Annotated in this window: 21 protein-coding genes; 16 read left to right on the top strand and 5 right to left on the bottom strand. The window is 43.4% G+C overall.

All coding sequences use genetic code 11. The features are described 5' to 3' along the window. Window positions 1–47: 47 nt before the first annotated feature. The 4 genes from ihfB (at window position 48) to pyrF (ending at window position 2,808) form a co-directional block, all read left to right on the top strand. The gene (gene ihfB / locus M9194_RS16545; protein WP_250613794.1) at window positions 48–332 is read left to right on the top strand and encodes an integration host factor subunit beta; all 285 of its coding nucleotides are present in this window, start codon (window positions 48–50) and stop codon (window positions 330–332) included. A 179-nt stretch (window positions 333–511) separates the two neighbouring features. After that, on the top strand, window positions 512–817 hold the full coding sequence (locus M9194_RS16540) for a LapA family protein (protein WP_250613793.1): 306 nt from the start codon (window positions 512–514) through the stop codon (window positions 815–817). Then, on the top strand, window positions 817–1,986 hold the full coding sequence (gene lapB / locus M9194_RS16535; RefSeq protein ID WP_250613792.1) for a lipopolysaccharide assembly protein LapB: 1,170 nt from the start codon (window positions 817–819) through the stop codon (window positions 1,984–1,986). Before M9194_RS16540 ends, lapB begins: the two co-directional genes overlap by 1 nt. Window positions 1,987–2,106: 120 nt before the next feature. Next, a complete protein-coding gene (pyrF, locus tag M9194_RS16530; RefSeq protein WP_250613791.1) occupies window positions 2,107–2,808 on the top strand; it encodes an orotidine-5'-phosphate decarboxylase in 702 nt (233 codons plus the stop codon). Window positions 2,809–2,928: 120 nt separating this feature from the next. Here the strand turns inward: pyrF and miaE are convergent, their stop codons facing one another. Continuing rightward, window positions 2,929–3,705 (bottom strand): tRNA isopentenyl-2-thiomethyl-A-37 hydroxylase MiaE, encoded by a 777-nt coding sequence (gene miaE / locus M9194_RS16525; RefSeq protein WP_250613790.1) that lies wholly within the window; start codon window positions 3,703–3,705, stop codon window positions 2,929–2,931. A 67-nt stretch (window positions 3,706–3,772) separates the two neighbouring features. Then, window positions 3,773–4,534, bottom strand: a complete 762-nt coding sequence (locus M9194_RS16520; RefSeq protein ID WP_250613789.1) for a DNA repair protein — start codon at window positions 4,532–4,534, stop codon at window positions 3,773–3,775. 351 nt (window positions 4,535–4,885) lie between these two features. Here M9194_RS16520 and cysB point away from each other — a divergent pair, with 351 nt between their 5' ends. From cysB to M9194_RS16495, 5 genes are all read left to right on the top strand, one after another. Then, window positions 4,886–5,860 (top strand): HTH-type transcriptional regulator CysB, encoded by a 975-nt coding sequence (cysB, locus tag M9194_RS16515; protein ID WP_250613788.1) that lies wholly within the window; start codon window positions 4,886–4,888, stop codon window positions 5,858–5,860. Between the two features lie 88 nt (window positions 5,861–5,948). Further along, entirely contained in the window at window positions 5,949–7,154 is a 1,206-nt protein-coding gene (locus M9194_RS16510; RefSeq protein ID WP_250613787.1) for a methyltransferase, read from the top strand. A gap of 187 nt (window positions 7,155–7,341) precedes the next feature. Beyond that, window positions 7,342–8,307: an ABC transporter substrate-binding protein gene (locus M9194_RS16505; protein ID WP_250613786.1), complete on the top strand. Its 966-nt coding sequence runs from the start codon at window positions 7,342–7,344 to the stop codon at window positions 8,305–8,307. Between the two features lie 67 nt (window positions 8,308–8,374). Then, the gene (locus tag M9194_RS16500; protein ID WP_250613785.1) at window positions 8,375–9,319 is read left to right on the top strand and encodes an ABC transporter permease; all 945 of its coding nucleotides are present in this window, start codon (window positions 8,375–8,377) and stop codon (window positions 9,317–9,319) included. Beyond that, a complete protein-coding gene (locus M9194_RS16495) occupies window positions 9,316–10,110 on the top strand; it encodes an ABC transporter ATP-binding protein (protein ID WP_250613784.1) in 795 nt (264 codons plus the stop codon). The genes M9194_RS16500 and M9194_RS16495 overlap by 4 nt, the downstream gene beginning before the upstream one ends. A 105-nt stretch (window positions 10,111–10,215) precedes the next feature. On the opposite strand, the gene M9194_RS16490 is transcribed toward M9194_RS16495, so the two are convergent. Beyond that, complete coding sequence (locus M9194_RS16490) at window positions 10,216–10,917, bottom strand: class I SAM-dependent methyltransferase (RefSeq protein ID WP_250613783.1); 702 nt, start codon at window positions 10,915–10,917, stop codon at window positions 10,216–10,218. A gap of 124 nt (window positions 10,918–11,041) precedes the next feature. Continuing rightward, entirely contained in the window at window positions 11,042–11,995 is a 954-nt protein-coding gene (dusC, locus tag M9194_RS16485; RefSeq protein WP_250613782.1) for a tRNA dihydrouridine(16) synthase DusC, read from the bottom strand. Between the two features lie 209 nt (window positions 11,996–12,204). Here dusC and M9194_RS16480 point away from each other — a divergent pair, with 209 nt between their 5' ends. The 4 genes from M9194_RS16480 (at window position 12,205) to serS (ending at window position 16,255) form a co-directional block, all read left to right on the top strand. Then, window positions 12,205–12,822: a YecA family protein gene (locus M9194_RS16480; RefSeq protein ID WP_250613781.1), complete on the top strand. Its 618-nt coding sequence runs from the start codon at window positions 12,205–12,207 to the stop codon at window positions 12,820–12,822. An 84-nt stretch (window positions 12,823–12,906) separates the two neighbouring features. After that, the gene (gene lolA / locus M9194_RS16475; protein ID WP_250613780.1) at window positions 12,907–13,503 is read left to right on the top strand and encodes an outer membrane lipoprotein periplasmic chaperone LolA; all 597 of its coding nucleotides are present in this window, start codon (window positions 12,907–12,909) and stop codon (window positions 13,501–13,503) included. Between the two features lie 2 nt (window positions 13,504–13,505). Continuing rightward, on the top strand, window positions 13,506–14,855 hold the full coding sequence (locus M9194_RS16470) for a replication-associated recombination protein A (protein WP_250613779.1): 1,350 nt from the start codon (window positions 13,506–13,508) through the stop codon (window positions 14,853–14,855). Window positions 14,856–14,947: 92 nt separating this feature from the next. Beyond that, entirely contained in the window at window positions 14,948–16,255 is a 1,308-nt protein-coding gene (gene serS, locus M9194_RS16465; RefSeq protein ID WP_250613778.1) for a serine--tRNA ligase, read from the top strand. Window positions 16,256–16,333: 78 nt separating this feature from the next. Here serS and M9194_RS16460 read toward each other — a convergent pair whose 3' ends face one another. Further along, a complete protein-coding gene (locus M9194_RS16460) occupies window positions 16,334–16,957 on the bottom strand; it encodes a glutathione S-transferase family protein (RefSeq protein ID WP_250613777.1) in 624 nt (207 codons plus the stop codon). A gap of 288 nt (window positions 16,958–17,245) precedes the next feature. On the opposite strand from M9194_RS16460, the gene M9194_RS16455 reads away from it, so the two are divergent. From M9194_RS16455 to M9194_RS16445, 3 genes are all read left to right on the top strand, one after another. Beyond that, window positions 17,246–18,157 carry a lipase family alpha/beta hydrolase gene (locus M9194_RS16455; RefSeq protein WP_284676622.1) on the top strand — a complete coding sequence of 304 codons (912 nt, stop codon included), beginning with the start codon at window positions 17,246–17,248 and terminating at the stop codon, window positions 18,155–18,157. A gap of 4 nt (window positions 18,158–18,161) precedes the next feature. Next, window positions 18,162–19,013 carry a lipase secretion chaperone gene (locus M9194_RS16450; protein WP_250613775.1) on the top strand — a complete coding sequence of 284 codons (852 nt, stop codon included), beginning with the start codon at window positions 18,162–18,164 and terminating at the stop codon, window positions 19,011–19,013. Between the two features lie 206 nt (window positions 19,014–19,219). Further along, complete coding sequence (locus M9194_RS16445) at window positions 19,220–19,963, top strand: substrate-binding periplasmic protein (RefSeq protein ID WP_250613774.1); 744 nt, start codon at window positions 19,220–19,222, stop codon at window positions 19,961–19,963. Window positions 19,964–20,259: the final 296 nt, after the last annotated feature.

The raw sequence follows: 20,259 nt of genomic DNA, 5'->3' as shown, positions 1-20,259 counted from the left end.
TTTTTTTGATTCTGCCTTCTTTGATATAGAAAGTAATGAGGGAAACTATGACTAAGTCTGAATTAATTGAAAGACTCTGTACCGAGCAAACACACTTGTCAGCAAAAGAAATCGAAGATGCGGTAAAGAATATTCTTGAGCACATGGCAACCACTTTAGAAGGTGGTGACCGTATTGAAATTCGCGGTTTTGGCAGCTTTTCACTTCACTATCGTGAACCGAGAGTTGGCCGTAACCCAAAAACTGGAGATAAAGTGGAGTTAGACGGGAAGTATGTACCTCATTTTAAACCAGGCAAAGAGTTACGTGAGCGAGTAAATATTTCCAATTGATTCGCCATTCAGATTAAAAAAGCGGCATGCTAGGGTATGCCGCTTTTTTATCATCACAGTAATCTTGTCCAATCGATGTAAGATTAGCCAGAGTGTTCAATCATTAGAATAAACGTGGTTTGTGTGCCGATTTTGCTGCATAATCATAGCGGCTTAAATCTATTAAGGTGTGATGTATTATGAGAATTATAAAAATCATTATTGTTGTAGCGCTGTTTTTGATTGCATTAGCGCTAGGTGCCCAAAACCAATCAATAGTCACGTTTAATTATTTGATTGCTCAGGGCGAGTTTCATTTGTCAGCATTGCTAGGAATTGTATTTGTAATTGGATTCTTAGTGTCATTACTTATTTTTGGCAGCCTTCATTTAAAATCCAAATTGCAGGTCCGTAAACTTAATAGACAGCTAAAAAAACTGAATGCGACGCAAACCGCTCAAGATCAACACAATAAGAAAAGTGTAGAAACTAAGGCTTCTGTTTAATGCTAGAGATCCTCTTCTTGTTATTGCCAATTGCTGCTGCCTATGGCTGGTACATGGGTAATCGCAGTGCACAGCAAGACAAGCAGAAACAATCTAATCAAATATCTCGTCAATACGTTACGGGGCTCAACCTGCTTTTGTCCGACCAATCTGATAAAGCAGTGGATCACTTTATTGAGTTGCTCCAAGTCGACGATGAGACCATTGATACCCATCTAGCATTAGGAAACTTATTTCGTTCAAGAGGTGAAGTGGATAGGGCCATTCGGATACATCAAAATTTGATTTCTCGATCTGGGCTCACCATAGAACAAAAAAACATTGCGTTGCAGCAACTTGCCCGTGACTACATGGTGTCTGGTTTCTTAGATAGGGCAGAGAAGATCTTTGAACAACTCGTCGATGAGCCAGACCATAAAGAAGCCGCGCTGCAACAGTTGGTTTCAATTTATCAGCAAACCCGAGAATGGCACAAAGCCATTCATTATTCTTCAATGCTGGTAAGGCTTGGCCGAAAAAGGATGAAGGGGGCCATCTCCCATTTATGGTGTGAGGTTGCTGCCCAAGAACATGCTGATGGCGAAAGTAACAAGGCTATCCAATGTTATAAGCGTGCGTTAGCCGAAGACCCCATGTGTGTCAGAGCAAGCATTCAGTTAGGCAAATTGTATTTAGAGTTTGAAAACTATAAGCAAACGGTTAAATACATGGAAAGAGTTCTAGATCAGGATATTGATTTTATCGGAGAAGTCTTACCCACACTCGCTGATTGTTACTACCATTTGTCGCAAGAAGAGAGCTTGGTGCAATTTCTGAAAAAGTGCATTGCCAAAAATGCTGGTGTCTCTGCTGAGTTAATGCTTGCCCACTTGGTCGCTCAACATGATGGAATTGATGCCGCGCAAGAAGTTTTGACGCGACAACTGGTGATCAACCCCACCATGAAGGGTTTTTATCGGCTTATCGACTACCATTTAGCTGAAGCGGAAGAAGGAAGGGCGAAGGAAAGCTTAAGCACGTTGAAAAAGCTCGTGGGTGAACAGTTGAAAGCTAAACCACACTACCGATGTCGCCAGTGTGGTTTTTCTACCCATTCCCTTTACTGGCATTGCCCATCTTGTAAAGGTTGGGGGACGATTAAACCCATAAGAGGCTTGGATGGGGAGTAATCCAAACCTTGTGAATGATGTATTTTACTTAGAGTACAGCTTAATACCCACATAATCGTAGCGTTATGGTTGTTTGGGAAAGGGGCTGTATTTTTTTATCTGATAGATGTAGGAGATGAAATGATCGACCAAAAGGTGATTGTAGCACTAGATTACGACAATAAAGCCGACGCACTGTCATTCGTTGATAGAGTTGACCCGCGCTCTTGTCGCCTAAAAGTTGGCAAAGAAATGTTTACCTTGTTTGGTCCTGATTTCGTCCGTGAGCTTCATCAACGAGGCTTTTCTGTGTTTTTGGACCTTAAGTTTCACGATATCCCAAATACTTGTTCAAAGGCGGTGAAGGCCGCGGCTGAGTTAGGAGTTTGGATGGTGAACGTTCATGCTAGTGGTGGAGAAAGAATGATGACGGCTTCGAGAGAAATCCTCGAGCCATACGGAAACGACAGACCTTTACTGATTGGTGTCACCGTGCTGACAAGCATGGAACAAGCTGACTTACAAGGGATTGGCATCACTACCTCTCCGCAAGATCAAGTGGTAAATCTCGCGACGCTGACTAAAAACTCAGGGTTAGACGGAGTCGTTTGCTCTGCAATGGAAGCTTCGACACTGAAGCAGGAACTTGGGCGTGAGTTTAAACTGGTGACCCCAGGTATTCGTCCAACGGGCTCAGCTGCCGGTGATCAAAAGCGTATTATGACACCGACCGATGCGATGCAAGCTGGCTCTGACTATTTAGTGATAGGTAGGCCGATTACACAAGCGGATAGTCCTCAGGCGGTATTAGAGTCAATCAACAAAGAGCTTGAGCGAGGCTAAGAGAACACAAGGTCAAGTGAACACTTGGCTGAAACGTTTTCCCACATACAATTGAAATGCCCCGAGTCTAAGCTTTTGACTCGGGGCATTTTGTATTTCTACATGTGTGCTAGGCCATGCTTATTGGACAGCCGCTGTAGGGCACCCACTGTGAAATTTGAAGTCGTTGTCTGGTGTGCTGATAAGATCAGCTTCTATTTCACCAAAGTAACGAACTCTATCAGTGATATCTTCTTTTGCGATATCTTGCGCGAGTGAGAGGTAGTCTTGGTAGTGCCTTGCTTCAGACCGTAGTAAGGATACGTAGAACTTGGCGATATCATCTTCTAAGTGCGGCGCAATTTTGGCGAACCTTTCGCACGAGCGTGCCTCAATGTAAGCACCAATAATGAGTTTATCTATCAGAGTTTGAGGCTCAAATGTTGCCATATGGCCCATTAAGCCTTTTGCGTAACGACTTGCCGTGATCGGCTCATACGCAATGTCTTTTCGTTGCATAATCTCTAGCACTTGATAAAAGTGGTGTAGCTCTTCCTTAATCAGGCGAACCATCTTATCAACCAGATTTTGAGAATAAGATGAGGCTGATTTGGCAATAATAGATTTGGAGATCTGGCTTTTATCTCGTAGAGAGTCGACTGTCCCTATCTTCCGGTAGGCGAAATCTTCGTATGGCTTAAACCATTCCAGTAAGTGTTGCGCGCTCTCTTTATCAACCGCATATTTACGAATAAGGAACATAGCGGACTGACCAGCTTTTAGTTCACAGTGAAGGTGATCCAAGAGCAATATCTTCAGGTTCTCTGGTTTCTTAGCTTCATCGACCCATTTGTCAGGTGTTGTGCAATGCAAAAACTGAGTAATGGGCGCAAGCAGCTGTTGGTAACTTTCAATCATTATTATTTAAACACATAAAAAAGGCCGCAGATTGCGACCTTAGCAAAACAAGTTGTTGGGGATTATATTACCATTTTTTCTTTTCACCAAAGAGTGCGTCCATATCGTCTTCGCGCTCCTTCTCTTCGATTTGCTGTAGCTCTTCTGCACTTTTTTCTAGACGTGTTTCTTCTAACTCACTAAACATGGTTTGCAGTTTTTCTCGAATTTGATTTGAGTAGCTATCATTGCGTGAACTCAAGACATCGATTCCCTTCCGAAGAAGTTGTATTGCTGTGCCGGGCTGACCGCGACCAATTGCTTCGTTTGCTCTTTTCACCACATTTTCGATATTAATGCGAATTTGCATCGTTTCTAAACGTGCGTTTTCCTCTACGAAGGATTGGGTATCGAATCGTCCTTTATTGTGTTCACTTCGAATCGTGTCTCTAAGGCGTTTAACGAGCTTCAACATGGTAATTGCTTGCTTATCACTTTGAGGCACCTTAAACGTTGTGCTCTCTCCGCCGCCTTGTTCTTCAAGCTGCTTTATTTGCTGCTTCATGTTGACGATTCGTTGGGCCCATTGTTTATTTTTGGGGTCGATGTCCGCCATGTTCTCTAAACAATCGAGAATTCGATTGTTTAAGCACACTAGCAAGTCCTTGCTATAGGGAAGGTGGTGGGCATTGCCTATGAGCTCTTCCGTAGCATCTATTATTGCTACGTACTTTGAGACTTCTTGCCGCTTTGCGGATTCCATTTTAACTCTGTACTGCAGCATGATGTTATAGCCCAGTACCAGAACTAATAAGACGGCAACTAAACCTACTATTAAACCAATATTCATATATCCGTATCTTACTCTTGTATACCTAGGTCACAGACACTAGTGTGGTGTTTCCAAACCAATTGATTTTATCTACGGTCGCTCATTGATTATTAATGAAAAATCGCATTATGGGCAACATTCTCTGCATAATAATGTAAAAAATGCTCGTGAGTGACATAAATGCCCGCGATATTAAGACCCAAATCGAATTTCACTACCAATTTCACCTGTTAGGCGTTATAACTAATAATTATAAACTATCAGAGTCTCTTTATCTCCACATTAGTCTTAAACTTGTGCATTAATGTATTGATATTAGACCCAAATGCTCAACCTTGTGGGCACGAATACGGGATAACGAGGTAATTAATGAAATTACAGCAACTGAAGTACATTGTTGAGGTCGTTAATCACAACCTAAATGTCTCTGCCACCGCTGAAAGCTTGTACACTTCGCAACCAGGGATAAGTAAACAAGTTCGTCTATTGGAAGATGAACTTGGCATTCAAATTTTTGAAAGAAGTGGCAAGCACTTAACACAAGTGACTCACGCTGGTGATGAAATTATACGTATTTCTCAAGAGATCCTCTCCAGAGTCGAAAGCATAAAAGCCGTTGCCGGTGAGTATACCCATCCTGAAATGGGGACACTGAATATTTCCACGACACATACACAGGCTCGCTATGCACTACCGGAAGTGATTAAAGGGTTTACCGCTAGATACCCAAAAGTTTCTTTGCACATGCATCAAGGCACTCCAAGCCAAATGTCAGAAGCGATAGCAAAAGGGACGGCAAATTTTGCTATTGCCACTGAAGCGTTACACCTGTACCAAGATGCCATTATGCTGCCTTGTTACCACTGGAATCGTTCCATCGTGGTGCCTAAAGACCATCCATTGGCGAAAAAACAGCAAATCACTATTCGAGATTTAGCAGCATATTCTCTGGTGACTTATGTGTTTGGCTTTACTGGACGTTCAGAGCTTGATACGGCGTTTAGCCGTGAAGGGTTAACGCCAAAAGTCGTCTTTACCGCAACAGATGCGGACGTCATCAAAACTTATGTACGCATGGGAATTGGCGTCGGGGTGATTGCGAGCATGGCCATTGATGAGATGCATGACACCGATTTAGTTGCAATCGATGCCAGTCATATCTTTGGCCCAAGCACAACAAGTATTGGCTTTAGACGTGGTATTTTCCTTCGCTCTTATATGTATGACTTTATGGAAAGGTTTGCTCCGCACCTGACTCGCCCTGTGGTAGAACAAGCACTATCGCTTAAGTCCAATCTAGAAATAGAGGAAATGTTTAAAGACATAGTCCTGCCTGTTCGATAACTTTGCACTTCGACAAGCACACCTGAATAGAATAGGTTGTGAAATATCATGAATGTCCCTAGAATGCCCGGATATTTTGGGGGTATTCATGAACGCTAAATTTGCTGCATTAGATGGTCTGTTAACCGCTCATCAGGAATATTGGCGTTTTTCGCCTTTTCGATACTCCGATCTCAATGCCCCTTGCCTTTGGCATACAAAAAACAAACCGCTATCTTCTTGGCTATCTACATTACCTATGCGAGAAGTCACCGAGTTGAGAAGCGAGCCTAAGGAGCTGAGAAACATCTTAGCTGGCTTTGTTACCGATATTTCTTTATTAACAGAACTGACTCACCTGCCGCCTTCAAACTTAGCTGGACTGAGCTTACCTAGAGGCTTCACCAATGGCATTCCTGGGCGAAAGCTTGACCAGATCACCGCAATGGGCGCTGCAGCACTACATGGGCCAGAGCCTAGCGAGTGGTTGGAATGGTGTGCTGGTAAGGGGTATTTAGGCCGAGTGCTGGCACAGTGCTCAGCAAAAGACGTCACCAGTTTGGAGTATCAGCAGTGTCTATGTGATTCAGGGCAGCGAGAGGCGGATAAGTTAAAGTTGCCCATGCAATTTGTTCATTGTGATGCACTGAGCCTACAGGCAAAATCTATCTTAAATGATAAGCAACACGCGGTTGCACTTCATGCGTGTGGCGATTTACATGTCAGATTGATGGAGTTTGGCGTCGAAAAGCACATACCTGCTTTTACCATAGCGCCATGCTGCTATCACCTAGTAGACTCTGAGTCGTATCGACCACTCTCCTCAATCGGCAAGAGCTCAACCTTACAGTTCACCAAGCAAGAGCTGAGAATTCCACTTCAAGAACTGGTAACGGGTGGAATGAGAGTCCAGCGGCATCGACAGCAAGAAATGAGCTATCGTTTAGGGCTAGATGCGATGCTACGTACCTCGGGCTCGAACATGGCACACATCACCATTCCCAGCATCAAAAAGTCTTTATTATCCAACGGATTTGAGTGGTTTTGTCATTGGGCGGCAACCGAGCGCCAACTTACATTACCCAGTGATAACTTCGATGAATTTCATGAGGTAGGGAAGGCTCGATTTGAAAAAATGGAAAAGTTAACATTAGTCCAAGACGTGTTTAAACGCCCTCTTGAAATGTGGCTTGTCTACGATCGAGCACAGTACTTGCAAGAGCATGGTTATCGAGTGGCCTTGTCTACTTTCTGTGACAGGCAAATATCCCCTAGAAACATTTTGATTCAAGCGCAAAGAACCGACAAACCCTAGCCTGGCTTGAATCTCTTAACACCACCCAATTTTGCTCAACTGTACTCATGATGTGATACAAAAGTCTCTTTTTTGTTTCAAACATGTAACTTCATTCTTCCATAAGCGGACATATGTTGCTATTAATGTTCTTTTTATAAGCAAAGACACAACATAAAACCGAGTAAGCTTATCTCAAGGAGTAAGAATGAAAGCAGGCAAAATAATCGCTACAGCGGTGTTGGCGGGCTCAATGTTATTGGCTTCCACCGCAACGATTGCAAAAACGGTCACTGTCGCAGTTTCACAAATTGTCGAACATCCTGCACTAGATGCCGCGCGGCAAGGGTTGCTAGACGGCTTAAAAGAAAATGGTTACGTCGAAGGTAAGAATTTAAAATTTGAATACAAAACGGCACAGGGCAATCCTGCCATTGCCGTTCAAATTGCACGGCAATTTGTCGGTGAGCAGCCAGATGTATTGGTTGGTATTGCCACCCCTTCTGCGCAAGCGCTCGCAGCAGCAACCCAGTCTATTCCTATCGTTTTTACTGCTGTGACTGATCCCGTCGGTGCTAAGTTAGTCTCTCAGCTGCAACATCCAGGCAAAAACGTAACGGGTTTATCGGATTTATCGCCTGTTAACCAGCACGTAGAACTGATGAAAGAAATTTTGCCGAATTTAAAAACCATCGGTGTTGTGTATAACCCTGGTGAGGCGAATGCGGTGACCTTGGTTGAATTACTGAAAAAGGCCGCTAAAGCCCAAGGAATTAAAGTGGTTGAAGCGACAGCACTAAAAAGCGCTGATGTTCAATCGGCCACTCAGGCTATTGCTTCAAAGTCCGACATCATTTATGCGCCAACGGATAACACCGTCGCAAGTGCGATTGATGGCATGATTGTCGCGGCGAATCAAGCGAAAACACCAGTATTTGGTGGTGCGACTTCCTATGTGAAAAGCGGTGCGATTGCTAGTTTAGGTTTTGACTATTATCAAGTTGGCCAACAGACAGCGAAATACGTCGTTGATATCCTACATGGTAAAAATCCCGGTGATCTGCCAGTGAAAGTAGCGAAAGGCTCTGATCTCGTTGTTAACCTGAAAGCGGCTAAAGCGTTAGGTATCACCATTCCTAAATCTGTATTAGATAGAGCAACGGTTGTGAAGTGATCGCTTTGGTTGGCTTAGTCTTGTTTCCTAAGCCAACCAAAACCAAATAAGTAAGATAGGAGTGTGTATGTCTGCGTTTGCTTTTTTTGGAGCGATAGAGATTGGGCTTATTTACGGATTGGTCGCGTTAGGGGTGTATCTCACTTTCCGTGTACTAGATTTTCCTGACTTGAGTGTGGATGGCAGTTTCCCAATGGGAGCGGCGGTGGCCGCAACTGCCATTGTTGCTGGGATTAACCCTTGGCTTGCTACTGGAATGGCGATTTTGGCGGGGGCCGCGACAGGATGGGTGACGGCGTTTCTTGCTGTACGATGCGGAATATTGCACTTACTGGCCTCAATTTTAACTATGATTGCGGCATTCTCTATCAATATTCGAATTATGGGACGTCCGAATATTGCTCTTCTTGGCGAATCGACCATATTGACACCATTTGAAACAATAGGCGATCCAACCTATATCCGTCCGTTAGTGGTGGGTGTGTTGGTGTTGATCTCAGCAATATTTGTCATTCGGCTACTAAATAGTGATTTTGGGTTGGGACTAAGGGCAACGGGGGTCAACGCTCGTATGGTATCGGCGCAAGGGGCAAGCATTGGGCTTTATACCTATTTTGGTTTAGCGCTGTCGAACGGCTTTGTTGGTTTTGCTGGTGCGCTATTTGCTCAGACGAACAGCTTTGCAGACGTCACATCAGGAGTTGGCACCATTGTGGTCGGCCTAGCCGCAGTAATATTAGGTCAAACCATTATTCCAGGGCGAAAAATATGGGTGGCCGTGCTGGCTGTGATATTAGGATCGGTACTGTATCGTCTCGCAGTCGCCTTTGCATTAAGTTCAGGTATGTTTGGGCTACAAGCGTCTGATCTAAACCTTGTAACCGCGGTTCTTGTCGCCATTGCCCTAATAGCACCAAAAATCAAAGGAAAACTTCGGGTAAAAAAGCCTAAACCGCCGACTGAAAAGTCGGCGCTGAAAAACAAGCCAAGCAATTCAGGAGACGTCGTATGATTCGCTTAAAAGATATCCAAGTCACTTTTAACGAAGGGACTATTTTGGAAAATCGAGCGCTAAAAGGCGTGTCACTCGATGTGCCCGAACATCAGTTTTTGACGGTCATTGGCTCAAATGGCGCGGGGAAATCGACCTTACTTGGCGCAGTCACTGGCGAGACACCAATGGTTGGTGGCCAAGTGCTTATTGATGAGGTTGATGTAACTCGGCAAAACGTGGATCAAAGGGCGAAACAGTGCGCACGTGTTTTTCAAGATCCGCTTGCTGGCACCTGTGGGGATTTAACCATTGAAGAAAACATGGCGCTCGCCTTTATGCGCGGTAAACGTAGAGGCTGGGGAATGGCACTCTCTTCTAAGCGCCGAAAGCTATTTAAAGAGCGAATCAGTATTCTGGGGCTCGGTCTTGAAGACAGGTTAGGTGATAGCATCGGTCTTCTGTCTGGCGGTCAACGCCAAGCGGTGAGCTTGGTGATGGCGACGTTGTCGGAAAGTAAGCTTCTGCTGCTTGATGAGCATACTGCAGCACTCGATCCGAGAATGGCAGCATTTATTATCGATCTCACTAAAAAAATCGTGCAAGAGTTTAACTTAACCGTGCTAATGGTGACTCACTCGATGAAGGATGCGCTAGCCTGTGGCAATCGAACCATTATGCTTCATCAAGGTGAAATCGTATTAGATGTCGCAGGAGATCAAAGAAAGAATATGCAAGTGCCAGACTTACTCGAGATGTTTTCTAAAGTCCGAGGAGAAGAGCTTGCTGATGATAGTTTGTTGCTGAATTAGCCATAATTAATATTCTGCCCTTAGCGATACGAGTCAGTCACTTTATAGTGTTGCTAGGGGTGTTCATCACTTACAGTCTGTTTTTCAAAAAAAACAATCTTAGATTTAGTACAAATTCAAAATGCAATAAGACTCAATAACTCTTATCCTCTTGTTTTTGAATGATGTCTCGAGAGCCTTCCAGAAACTGAGTTCAAATTCTTGGTGATCGATTCGCGATTGGGCATGATTAATATACTCTTGAATGGTCCAAACAGAGGGAAATTGGAACGTTTGAATATTATGTTGGAACTCTTGTTGGCATGTGACTTCGTCACAAATTTTTGAGACTCTTTCGTTGTAAGGTCGAGTTAACCAATTTTCTAGTGGCGCTTTATCGGAGTATAAAACTAGAATCTGCTCAATGTCCTTAGCGTCCTGAAGCTCATACCATCTCCATATAAAATATCCTCCATGACGTGCCAATTTCCTCAAAGTCGTATACTTTTCTTCACCAAACCAGTGCCAGCACTGAAACCCCACAACATAATCATAGCGTGATGAAACATCGTTAAATGCTTTGGCTAACACAGGTAAATTAGGAAACTTATCAATGAGCATGTTGCACATGCTTTTGTTAGGCTCTGACACAGTCAATGAGATGGGCAATGTGTTAAGCAGGTCAGTACCTTTTCCTGTACCTGCACCAACTTCTAAAACAGTGCCCTGCTTAGGAAGGAAATCCAATAACTTATTTGAATAGTGCTTTCGACCTGCATCATATTTTTTAGGAAAAGTACCGAACTCTAGACCAGTCTTAGGATTCATCGTGTTATACCAGAAGATATAATTGCTTATATATCAAACGGTAACATTAATTAACATCCGAGTTTTCCGCCGTTGGCACAATTGTGTTATTACGTTAGTTGAATTCAATAGATCAATACACAAGTCACGCAGCAAAGTGTAATGCCTTATAATTTTCAATATGCTCAACAATTGGCGCTGCTTTATTGAAAGTACGAATTTCACGGAAAAGATCAGCTGCCTCTGTGTACTCTTGTCGTAGGTATGAAAACCACTGTTTCACTCGGTTGGGATAGTAAAGCCCTTTATCCCCTTTTATCTCATACTGAGAATATCGCAGTAACAGTTCAACCACCTCTTGCCATGGCATGACGGCCTCATTGTATTTCACCACATTGCCCAAATTGGGCACATTGAACGCCCCTCGACACACCATAAGTGAATTCAGCCCAGTTGTTTCTATGCATGACTGGCCGTCTGCATAAGACCAAACTTCCCCATTGGCCGTGATAGGTAACGAGACTTTTTGTCGAATTTTATCGATATAAGGCCACTTAATTTCACTGGCTTTGTAGCCATCAACTTTGGTTCTTGCATGTACCGTAAGGCCGCAAGCGCCGGCCTGTTCAATGGCATCGACGATTTCGAAACAATCTTCCGGGTTGTCCCAGCCTAGGCGGATTTTCGCTGTCACGGGGACATGCTTAGATACGGCCTCGCGGCAAGACTTCACTACTTGATAGATGATGTCTGGGTGCTGAAGCAACGCAGCACCACCTTTACTTTTATTGACCAGTTTTGCAGGGCAGCCAAAGTTAATATCGACGCCTTTGGCACCTAAGTTTTCAGCACGTACGGCGTTTTCTGCCATCCAGTTTGGATCTTGCCCTAAAAGTTGAATGTGTACTGGTGTGCCGCTTTTAGTGGTAGAACCTTGTTTAAGTTCAGGACATAGGCGGTAAAACACATGTTCAGGTAGGAGTTGATCCACCACACGAACAAACTCCGTCACGCATAGGTCATAGTCATTGATTTCAGTGAGGATTTCACGCATCAGGTGATCCAAAACACCCTCCATAGGGCCTAAAACTACACGCATTTTACACTTGCCTTGACTTACTGTGATTGTATCTCGATATAAAGGCTGCAAATTGTAGTGGCAGAAAAGAGAAATGTCACTAATCATTGGCCGGGTACCTCGGTCAAAAAGAGGAATAAATATCATCAACTAATTCTTGATCAAACGAGCATAGCGGCCTCATTTATGGGTATAATGCCCGCGATTCCATCCTAAAAATGAAGATCACAATGACTTATCAATTAATAGATTTAAAAGAGAGTTCTATTTCCCAATCCGAATACTTTGTAGAAGGATTAGTGCTAGCGTCCAACTTTGCTACCCAACCCTTGTCTCCTGAAAGTTGGCTGACTAGTTTATTTGGTGAGGATACGTCAAAAGAAATTGATACCGCAGTTGTTTCACAAATCAATAATCAATACACGCTGCTGAAATCAAGTACTTATAATATTTCTCAGATTGTTGATATTAGTGGTCAGCCTGAGCATTTAGCTCAATTGTCTGAAGGTTTTATGACGCTGTGGCCGTTGATTGAACAGCAGTGGCAACAAGAACAAATGAACGATGGCACGCTGCGTATGATGCAAGCACTGCTTACCACTTTTATGCTTGCTTTGGATGAAGAAAAAACCCGTGAGCAGATGAAGCAAGTCGGCTATGAAGAGCCACCTCAATTAAAAGATTTATTGCCTCAACTGGATTTAATGGTTAACGAGGTAGCGATGGCTGCCGATGAAGTGATGACCGGTAATAAAGCGCAGCAAGTCAACCCATATAAGGATGTGGGGCGTAACGATCTGTGCGTGTGTGGTAGCGGTAATAAATTTAAACAATGCTGTGGTAAATAGTGCTTTGGAAAATAATGCGAACTATTTCCGTTATATCCATTCTTATATTAAATTGCACTAAGTACTGATGTTGGAGTTCCATGAATGAAAAAGTTTTACTGTCTGCTGCTATTGAGTTTTTCTGTTTTTGCCTCGCCAAAGGACGCACTTAATTCTCGTCTTGCGATGAATAAAGGGTTTTCAGCGGACTTTACGCAGAAAGTGATTAGCCCTGATGGCGATCTATTGATGCAAGGCAAGGGCCGTGTGGATATCGCAAGACCGGATATGTTTCGATGGTCTACGACTTCACCTGATGAAAACTTGTTAGTTTCAGATGGTAAATCGCTTTGGTACTACACGCCATCTATTCAACAACTGACTATCTATAATCCGCAAAAGGCGATTCAGCAAACACCTTTTATCTTACTGACACGTAATCAACCTAGTGATTGGGATAACTATAAAGTGACTCAAAAAGGGAATGTGTTCACATTAACTTCAACAGCGAAAGACTCCAACCAAGGCACATATCAAATTGATATCAATGCCAAGGGGATCGTTAAAGATTTCAATGTAAAAGAACAAGATGGTCAGCAAAGCTTGTTCTCATTCAACAATGTGGTTCTAAAAACCCCTAAGTTGAGTGAGTTTACATTTACAGCGCCTAAAGGTGTGGAAGTCGATGATCAAAGGAACTGAGTTTGAGTAATTACGACTTAGACTTTGCGAGCGGCGAAGATTTTCGTCCTCTTGCTGCTCGAATGCGACCTTCAAACGTCGAACAATATATTGGTCAACAACATATTTTGGGCCCAGGTAAACCACTACGTCGTGCGGTGGAATCAGGTCATCTACATTCGATGATTCTTTGGGGGCCGCCTGGCACAGGCAAGACCACATTGGCGGAAGTCGTGGCAAATTACGCTAACGCGGAAGTTGAACGGGTGTCTGCCGTTACATCAGGCGTTAAAGATATTCGGCTGGCGATCGACAAAGCGCGCGAGAATAAAACTGTTGGTAAACGAACCATCTTGTTTGTCGACGAAGTTCATCGGTTCAATAAATCTCAACAAGATGCATTTTTGCCGCACATTGAGGATGGCATGGTCACTTTCATTGGTGCGACAACAGAGAATCCTTCGTTTGAGCTGAACAACGCACTTTTGTCACGTGCAAGAGTGTACAAACTGACTTCTTTATCTCAACAAGACATTATATTGGCGTTAAATCAGGCCATTTCTGATAAAGAACGCGGCTTAGGTAAGCAAGCCGCTGATATCGATGATGGGGTATTGGAAAGGTTAGCAGAGCTTGTCAATGGTGATGCTCGTATGTCATTGAATTATCTTGAGCTATTGTTTGATATGGCTCATGAAGAAGATAGTGGCAAAAAACACATAACGTTGACATTGCTGGCGGAAGTGGCAGGTGAAAAAGTATCTCGCTTCGATAACAAAGGTGATATCTGGTATGACTTAATTTCGGCTGTCCACAAATCTATCCGTGGTTCAAACCCTGATGGCGCTCTGTATTGGGCGGCACGCATGATAAATGCTGGCTGCGACCCGTTATATATAGCACGAAGATTATTGGCGATTGCATCTGAAGATATCGGTAATGCCGATCCGAGAGCCATGCAAGTGGCATTGTCTGCTTGGGATTGCTTCACTAGAGTAGGCCCTGCGGAAGGGGAGAGAGCGATTGCTCAAGCGATTGTTTATCTAGCCTGTGCACCAAAAAGTAATGCAGTATATACGGCGTGGAAGCAAGCGCTCAATGACGCACGGAACTTACCTGAATATGAAGTACCCCATCACCTTAGAAATGCTCCCACTGCTTTGATGAAAGATCTCGGTTATGGGGAAGAGTACCGCTACGCTCATGATGAGCCAGGAGCCTACGCTGCTGGAGAAAACTATTTTCCACCTGAAATGGACCAAACTCGCTACTATTTCCCGACAAATAGGGGCTTAGAAACAAAAATAGCCGAGAAGTTAGATTATTTGGCCAATTTAGACGTAAAAAGCCCACAAAAGCGCTATGAAAAATAGCTACTTTTAGTTATCTTAACCCTGAATAATATCTTCTATAACGCATAAAGGCTTTTATGCGTTTTATCGTAACTTAAAGCATAGGATTAGAAATGCTGGATTCTAAATTACTTCGCACTGAGCTGGATGAAACAGCTGCAAAATTAGCGCGTCGTGGGTACACCTTAGACGTAGAGACAATTCGTCAACTTGAAGAACAACGTAAGTCCCTTCAAGTAGAAGTAGAAAATTTACAATCCTCGCGTAACTCTATTTCCAAGCAAATCGGTCAGAAAATGGCAGCTGGTGATAAAGCTGGCGCGGAAGAGATAAAAAAACAAATTGGTACACTCGGCAGCGATCTTGATGCTAAAAAGGTACAACTTGCAGAAATCCAAACCCAAGTAGAGGCGATCACGTTAACGGTTCCAAACTTGCCGGATGACGAAGTGCCACAAGGTAAAGATGAAAGTGAAAACGTAGAAATCTCTACCTGGGGTGAGCCAAAAACTTACTCATATGAAGTGAAAGATCATGTCGATTTAGGTGAACTGGCGGGTGGGCTAGATTTTGCTAGCGCAACGAAACTCACTGGTGCTCGTTTTGTGGTGATGAAAGGCCAATTTGCTCGCCTTCATCGTGCGATTGCTCAGTTTATGCTTGATCTTCATACCGATCAGCATGGCTATACCGAAATGTATGTACCGTACTTGGTTAATGAAGAAAGCTTGCTTGGTACAGGGCAACTGCCTAAGTTTGGCGAGGACTTATTCCACACCGAACCATTGACGGAAAAAGTGAACGATGAAGAGCCGCGCCGCTTTTCGTTGATTCCAACTGCAGAAGTTCCTCTTACAAATATGGTCCGTGATACCATTGTTGATGAAGCAGAGTTGCCCATCAAAATGACAGCACACACGCCATGTTTCCGCTCTGAAGCTGGCTCCTATGGCCGTGATACGCGTGGCTTGATTCGTATGCACCAGTTCGACAAAGTTGAGCTAGTACAAATTACTAAGCCTGAAGAGTCGAACGCAGCGTTAGAAGAAATTACCGAGAATGCAGAGAAAGTACTGCAATTGCTGGAGCTTCCATATCGCAAAGTGATCCTATGTACTGGGGATATGGGATTTGGCGCTCGTAAAACTTACGATCTTGAAGTTTGGGTACCTGCTCAAGGCACTTATCGTGAGATCTCTTCTTGCTCAAATATGGGTGACTTCCAGGCTCGTCGTATGCAAGCACGCTTCCGTCGTAAAGGCGAGAAGAAACCAGAACTGCTCCATACACTGAATGGTTCAGGTCTGGCGGTAGGCCGTACATTGGTTGCTATTCTAGAGAATAACCAAGAAGCTGACGGACGTGTTGCAATTCCAACAGCACTGCAAAAATATATGGGTGGCTTAACTCATATCGGCTGATTGACACGCTCGCCCTAAAAATAGAAAAGCCAGCAATTCTCACTGAATTGCTGGCTTTTTTGTGTTTGTTAACGCTTTCTACACTTTCGGGTGAGTGCCTTGTGAGCGGTGTACGTTAGTGACTGCTTCCTCTGAGGCGAGTCTTTTCACTAAATCATGGATGTTTGGATACTCAGACGTTGGTTTTGGCAGACCATAACCCCAAGATGCCATCGGATATAGCAGTGCATCCACAACAGATTTCTTCTCACCTAACATGTAAGGTCTATTGGCAAGGTGGTTATCGATTTGTGTTAGCGCTTTGTCGATCATGACGTGCGAAGCTTCTTGGACTGCTTCTGTACCTTCTTCATCAGTGGTGAATCGCGATGGGACAAAATGCAACCAATAATATGGATGGAGAGTGCCGCTTAGAAAACTAATCCAACGATAAAATTCAGCTCTATTTTCACCACCTACCGCTGGACCTAGTTCTGCCTCTGGAAATGCATCCGTCAAGTGAAATAGGATAGCGGCTGCTTCCGTATACGGAATCTCATTATTAACAAAAGTAGGCACAACACCTGATGGGTTTAGCTTTAAATACTCTGGCTCTTTCATCTGTTTCATACTTAAGTGTTCAACTTCGTACGGTTTACCAATCCACTCTAGAGCAATATGGATGGCTGTTGCGCAAGTACCCGGTGCTGAATACAGTTTCATGTTGTTATCCTTATTTGAATTTAAGAGATGAGAGATAAAGAACAGACCCTAGCCGTGTTCTAAATATGAGACTAACCCTAGATTAATCATTGATAAACAAGCACTTTGCTACAACAGTGTTCAATATTCGATAACAACCAATGTAACGAAATGTTCCCGTTCACACTTAAAATCCTACCCTGATCTCAATATAAAAACACACACATACAAAAATTTATCATTTATGTAACATTAATACACATCGGAGGTCTGACAAGGAGTGGTATTGTGAAATCTATCTTAATTTCGATGTTAGTTAGTGTATTGGTATTCATGGGATCGGCGCAGGCAAGTAGCGATGACTCTGGGTACACCGCAACCAAGTATCCTATTGTTTTAGTTCACGGTTTATTTGGTTTTGATAAGCTTGCTGGGATGGATTACTTTTTTGGTATTCCTCAAGCGTTAACAAAAAGTGGCGCAACGGTGTATGTTGCCCAGATATCTGCTGCAAATAGTACGGAAGTGAGGGGAGAGCAGTTACTAAAACAAGTTCAAGAAGTACTCGCCATTACAGGAGCTAAGAAGGTCAATTTAATCGGTCATAGCCATGGCGGTCCGACAGCACGCTATGTAGCATCGGTTGCACCAGATTTGGTCGCATCAGTAACAAGCATTGGTGGTGTGAACAAAGGCTCACGTATTGCTGACATCGTGCGCGGGACTCTGCCAGAAGGGTCAATTCCTGAGGCAATCACGGTGAAAATTACCAATGCATTTTTGGCATTACTTAACTTGTTATCCGGTGGACAAGACTTACCGCAAGATCCATTGAAGGCTTTAGCATCATTGACCACACAAGGTTCGCTTGAGTTTAACAAGAAGTATCCAGAGGGCGTGCCAACTAGTGCTTGTGGGGAAGGGGATTATGTGGGACCCAACGGTGTGTACTATTACTCTTGGACTGGAGACAGAAACTTTACCAATGCACTTGACCCGTCAGATGCGTTTATGGTGATTCTCGGTTTGGCGTTTGATGGGACTAATGATGGTTTAGTGGGCACGTGTAGCGCACACTTAGGTAAGGTCATCAGAGACGACTATAAAATGAATCATTTAGATGAAATTAATGGTTTACTCGGCTTAACGGATCTGTTTGAGACTGACCCCAAAACCTTATATCGCCAACAAGCAAATCGACTAAAACTGCAAGGGCTATAAAATAATGAAAAAGACCGTACTCGCTTTGATCGGAGTTATATCAGCTGTAGGTGCGGTCTATATTTATCACGATATAGACCCCTCTAATTCAAGTTATAAGGTCACTTCTCAACAAGATACTAAAGTGGACAAAAGTTCTCCAAGAGACACGTTTGAATACTTTTTATCTGGTCTTGGAGAGGCGGATCTACCCACAATAAAGCAACATTTCAAAGAATATGATCAATTGCAGGACATGGACGAACAAGCAAAACTCGATTTGTTTAACCGATATATTAAGTATCGAAAAGCACTACAAAATATCGGCAACTTAAATATTAAGCAACTCAACTATGCAGCGCTTAAAAAATTGGATAGCCGTCTTTTAGAGCTGCAAAAGCAATTTTTTACCCCAGAGCAACGCCAGCAGTTATTTTCAGAGGAAGCTCAGTTGAGACATATTGCACTGCGTCAAATGGAGCTCAGGCAGATCGCTGCTAATGACGCGGATTACAACACCTTATGGCAACAAGAACTGCAAACCCTTCCCGAAAACCTTCAAAAGAGTTATCGAAATGCCAGCCTTTTGGGCCAGTTGCAAAAGACCGACAAGATGGCTGGGCAAGACCGATATTTACAACAAGAGGAGTTGGTGGGTCCAGCAGCTGCTGATAGGCTAGCGCACCTTCGCAGCGAAAGGGCGGAGTTTCAAAATACGTTTGACCATTACCTAAAGCGCCGAGACAAGATAGAGTCTGATAGTTCAATGGGTCAAGACGCTAAAAACAGGGCGGTACAAAAGTTACGCCAGACCATGTTTAGCGCCAAACAGCAACGAAGAATTCAGGCGCTTGAATCTATATACGCTCAGCAGTAAGTTTTCGTTTTCGACCTATCTCTGTTGACACATACTCCGGGGAGAGGTGGGTCGAGCTAGCGCTCTTGTCGTAACTTAGGTATCTAAGTCACCGGGTAAATAGGTGTAGAAATACCATATATGCTATTCGCGACTATAATTTTTATAGTGTGGCATAAGGAGTCGTTGCCTCACAGTCACTTATGGTTGCATGGAGGCATATGTAAATGAATGTCAAATTTTATACCCGAGTAATTTCACTTATCTTTCTATCTTTTTCGATTTCAGCCAACGCCACGGTGTTAACCGCGGCTCAAGATCCTTGGCCACCGTTTGTGGTGGAGAAAAGTGATTTAGGCAATGGTATCTCGATTGATTTGCTCACTGCTGCAATGAAAACGCAAGGCTACGAGGTCAAATTCAAAATCCTTCCATGGTCTAGAGCGCTAGATGAAGTCTCAAAAGGTCGTGTAGATTTACTTCCCGCAACCTGGTTTACCCAAGAGCGAACAGACTTTTTGGTTTATAGTGACCCCTATTTAGAAAACGAACTGAAGTTTATTAAACGAGCTGGTGATCCGTTTGAGTATACGGGTATGAGCAGTCTTGATGGAAAAATTGTAGGGATTGTTCGTGGCTACGGATATGGCGACAGCTTTTTAAAGGCCACTAATTTTAGAAAGCCTGAAGCGGGGGATTTGGTCTCCAATCTGAAAAAACTGTTGGCTAAACGTATTGATTTAACGTTAGAAGATCGTCTCGTTGCACTTTCTGTGATGGAAAAAGCGGGTTTGAATCAAGATGACTTTGCTTTTACAAAAGAAGCCTTGTCTAAAAATCCGCTGCATGTGACATCTGGTAAAGCCAACCCCAATTCGCAAAAGTATATTGATGCGTACAACAAAGGTTTGGCGGAAATCAAATCCAATGGAACCTTCGATGCCATTTTGTCCAAATATGGCATTAAATAAGGTCTAAATAAAAAGGGTCAATATGGCCTAACCTCTTCATTTTGCAGTGCTCTCTATCAAGAGAGCACTTTCTTTTTTGCCATTTTTTCGATACGAACAGCGCGCTTAAACATGCACGTTAAGATAACCAACCTAAGCTGAGATAATCTAAGTCGCAGAGTACCACTGTTAATGCATTAGCGGTATTTAGGATATAGCAGGAACTAATACGGTTGAGTTTGCAATAGCAACCATTCTGAGTCGTATGGGACCACAATAGCAAAAGGCACTTCCAATGGGAAAGTGCCTTTGTTTAT

Origin of the sequence: Vibrio sinus (assembly GCF_023634645.1) — a bacterium.
GTDB lineage: Bacteria > Pseudomonadota > Gammaproteobacteria > Enterobacterales > Vibrionaceae > Vibrio > Vibrio sinus.
This window is presented reverse-complemented; position numbering and strand designations above follow the sequence as displayed.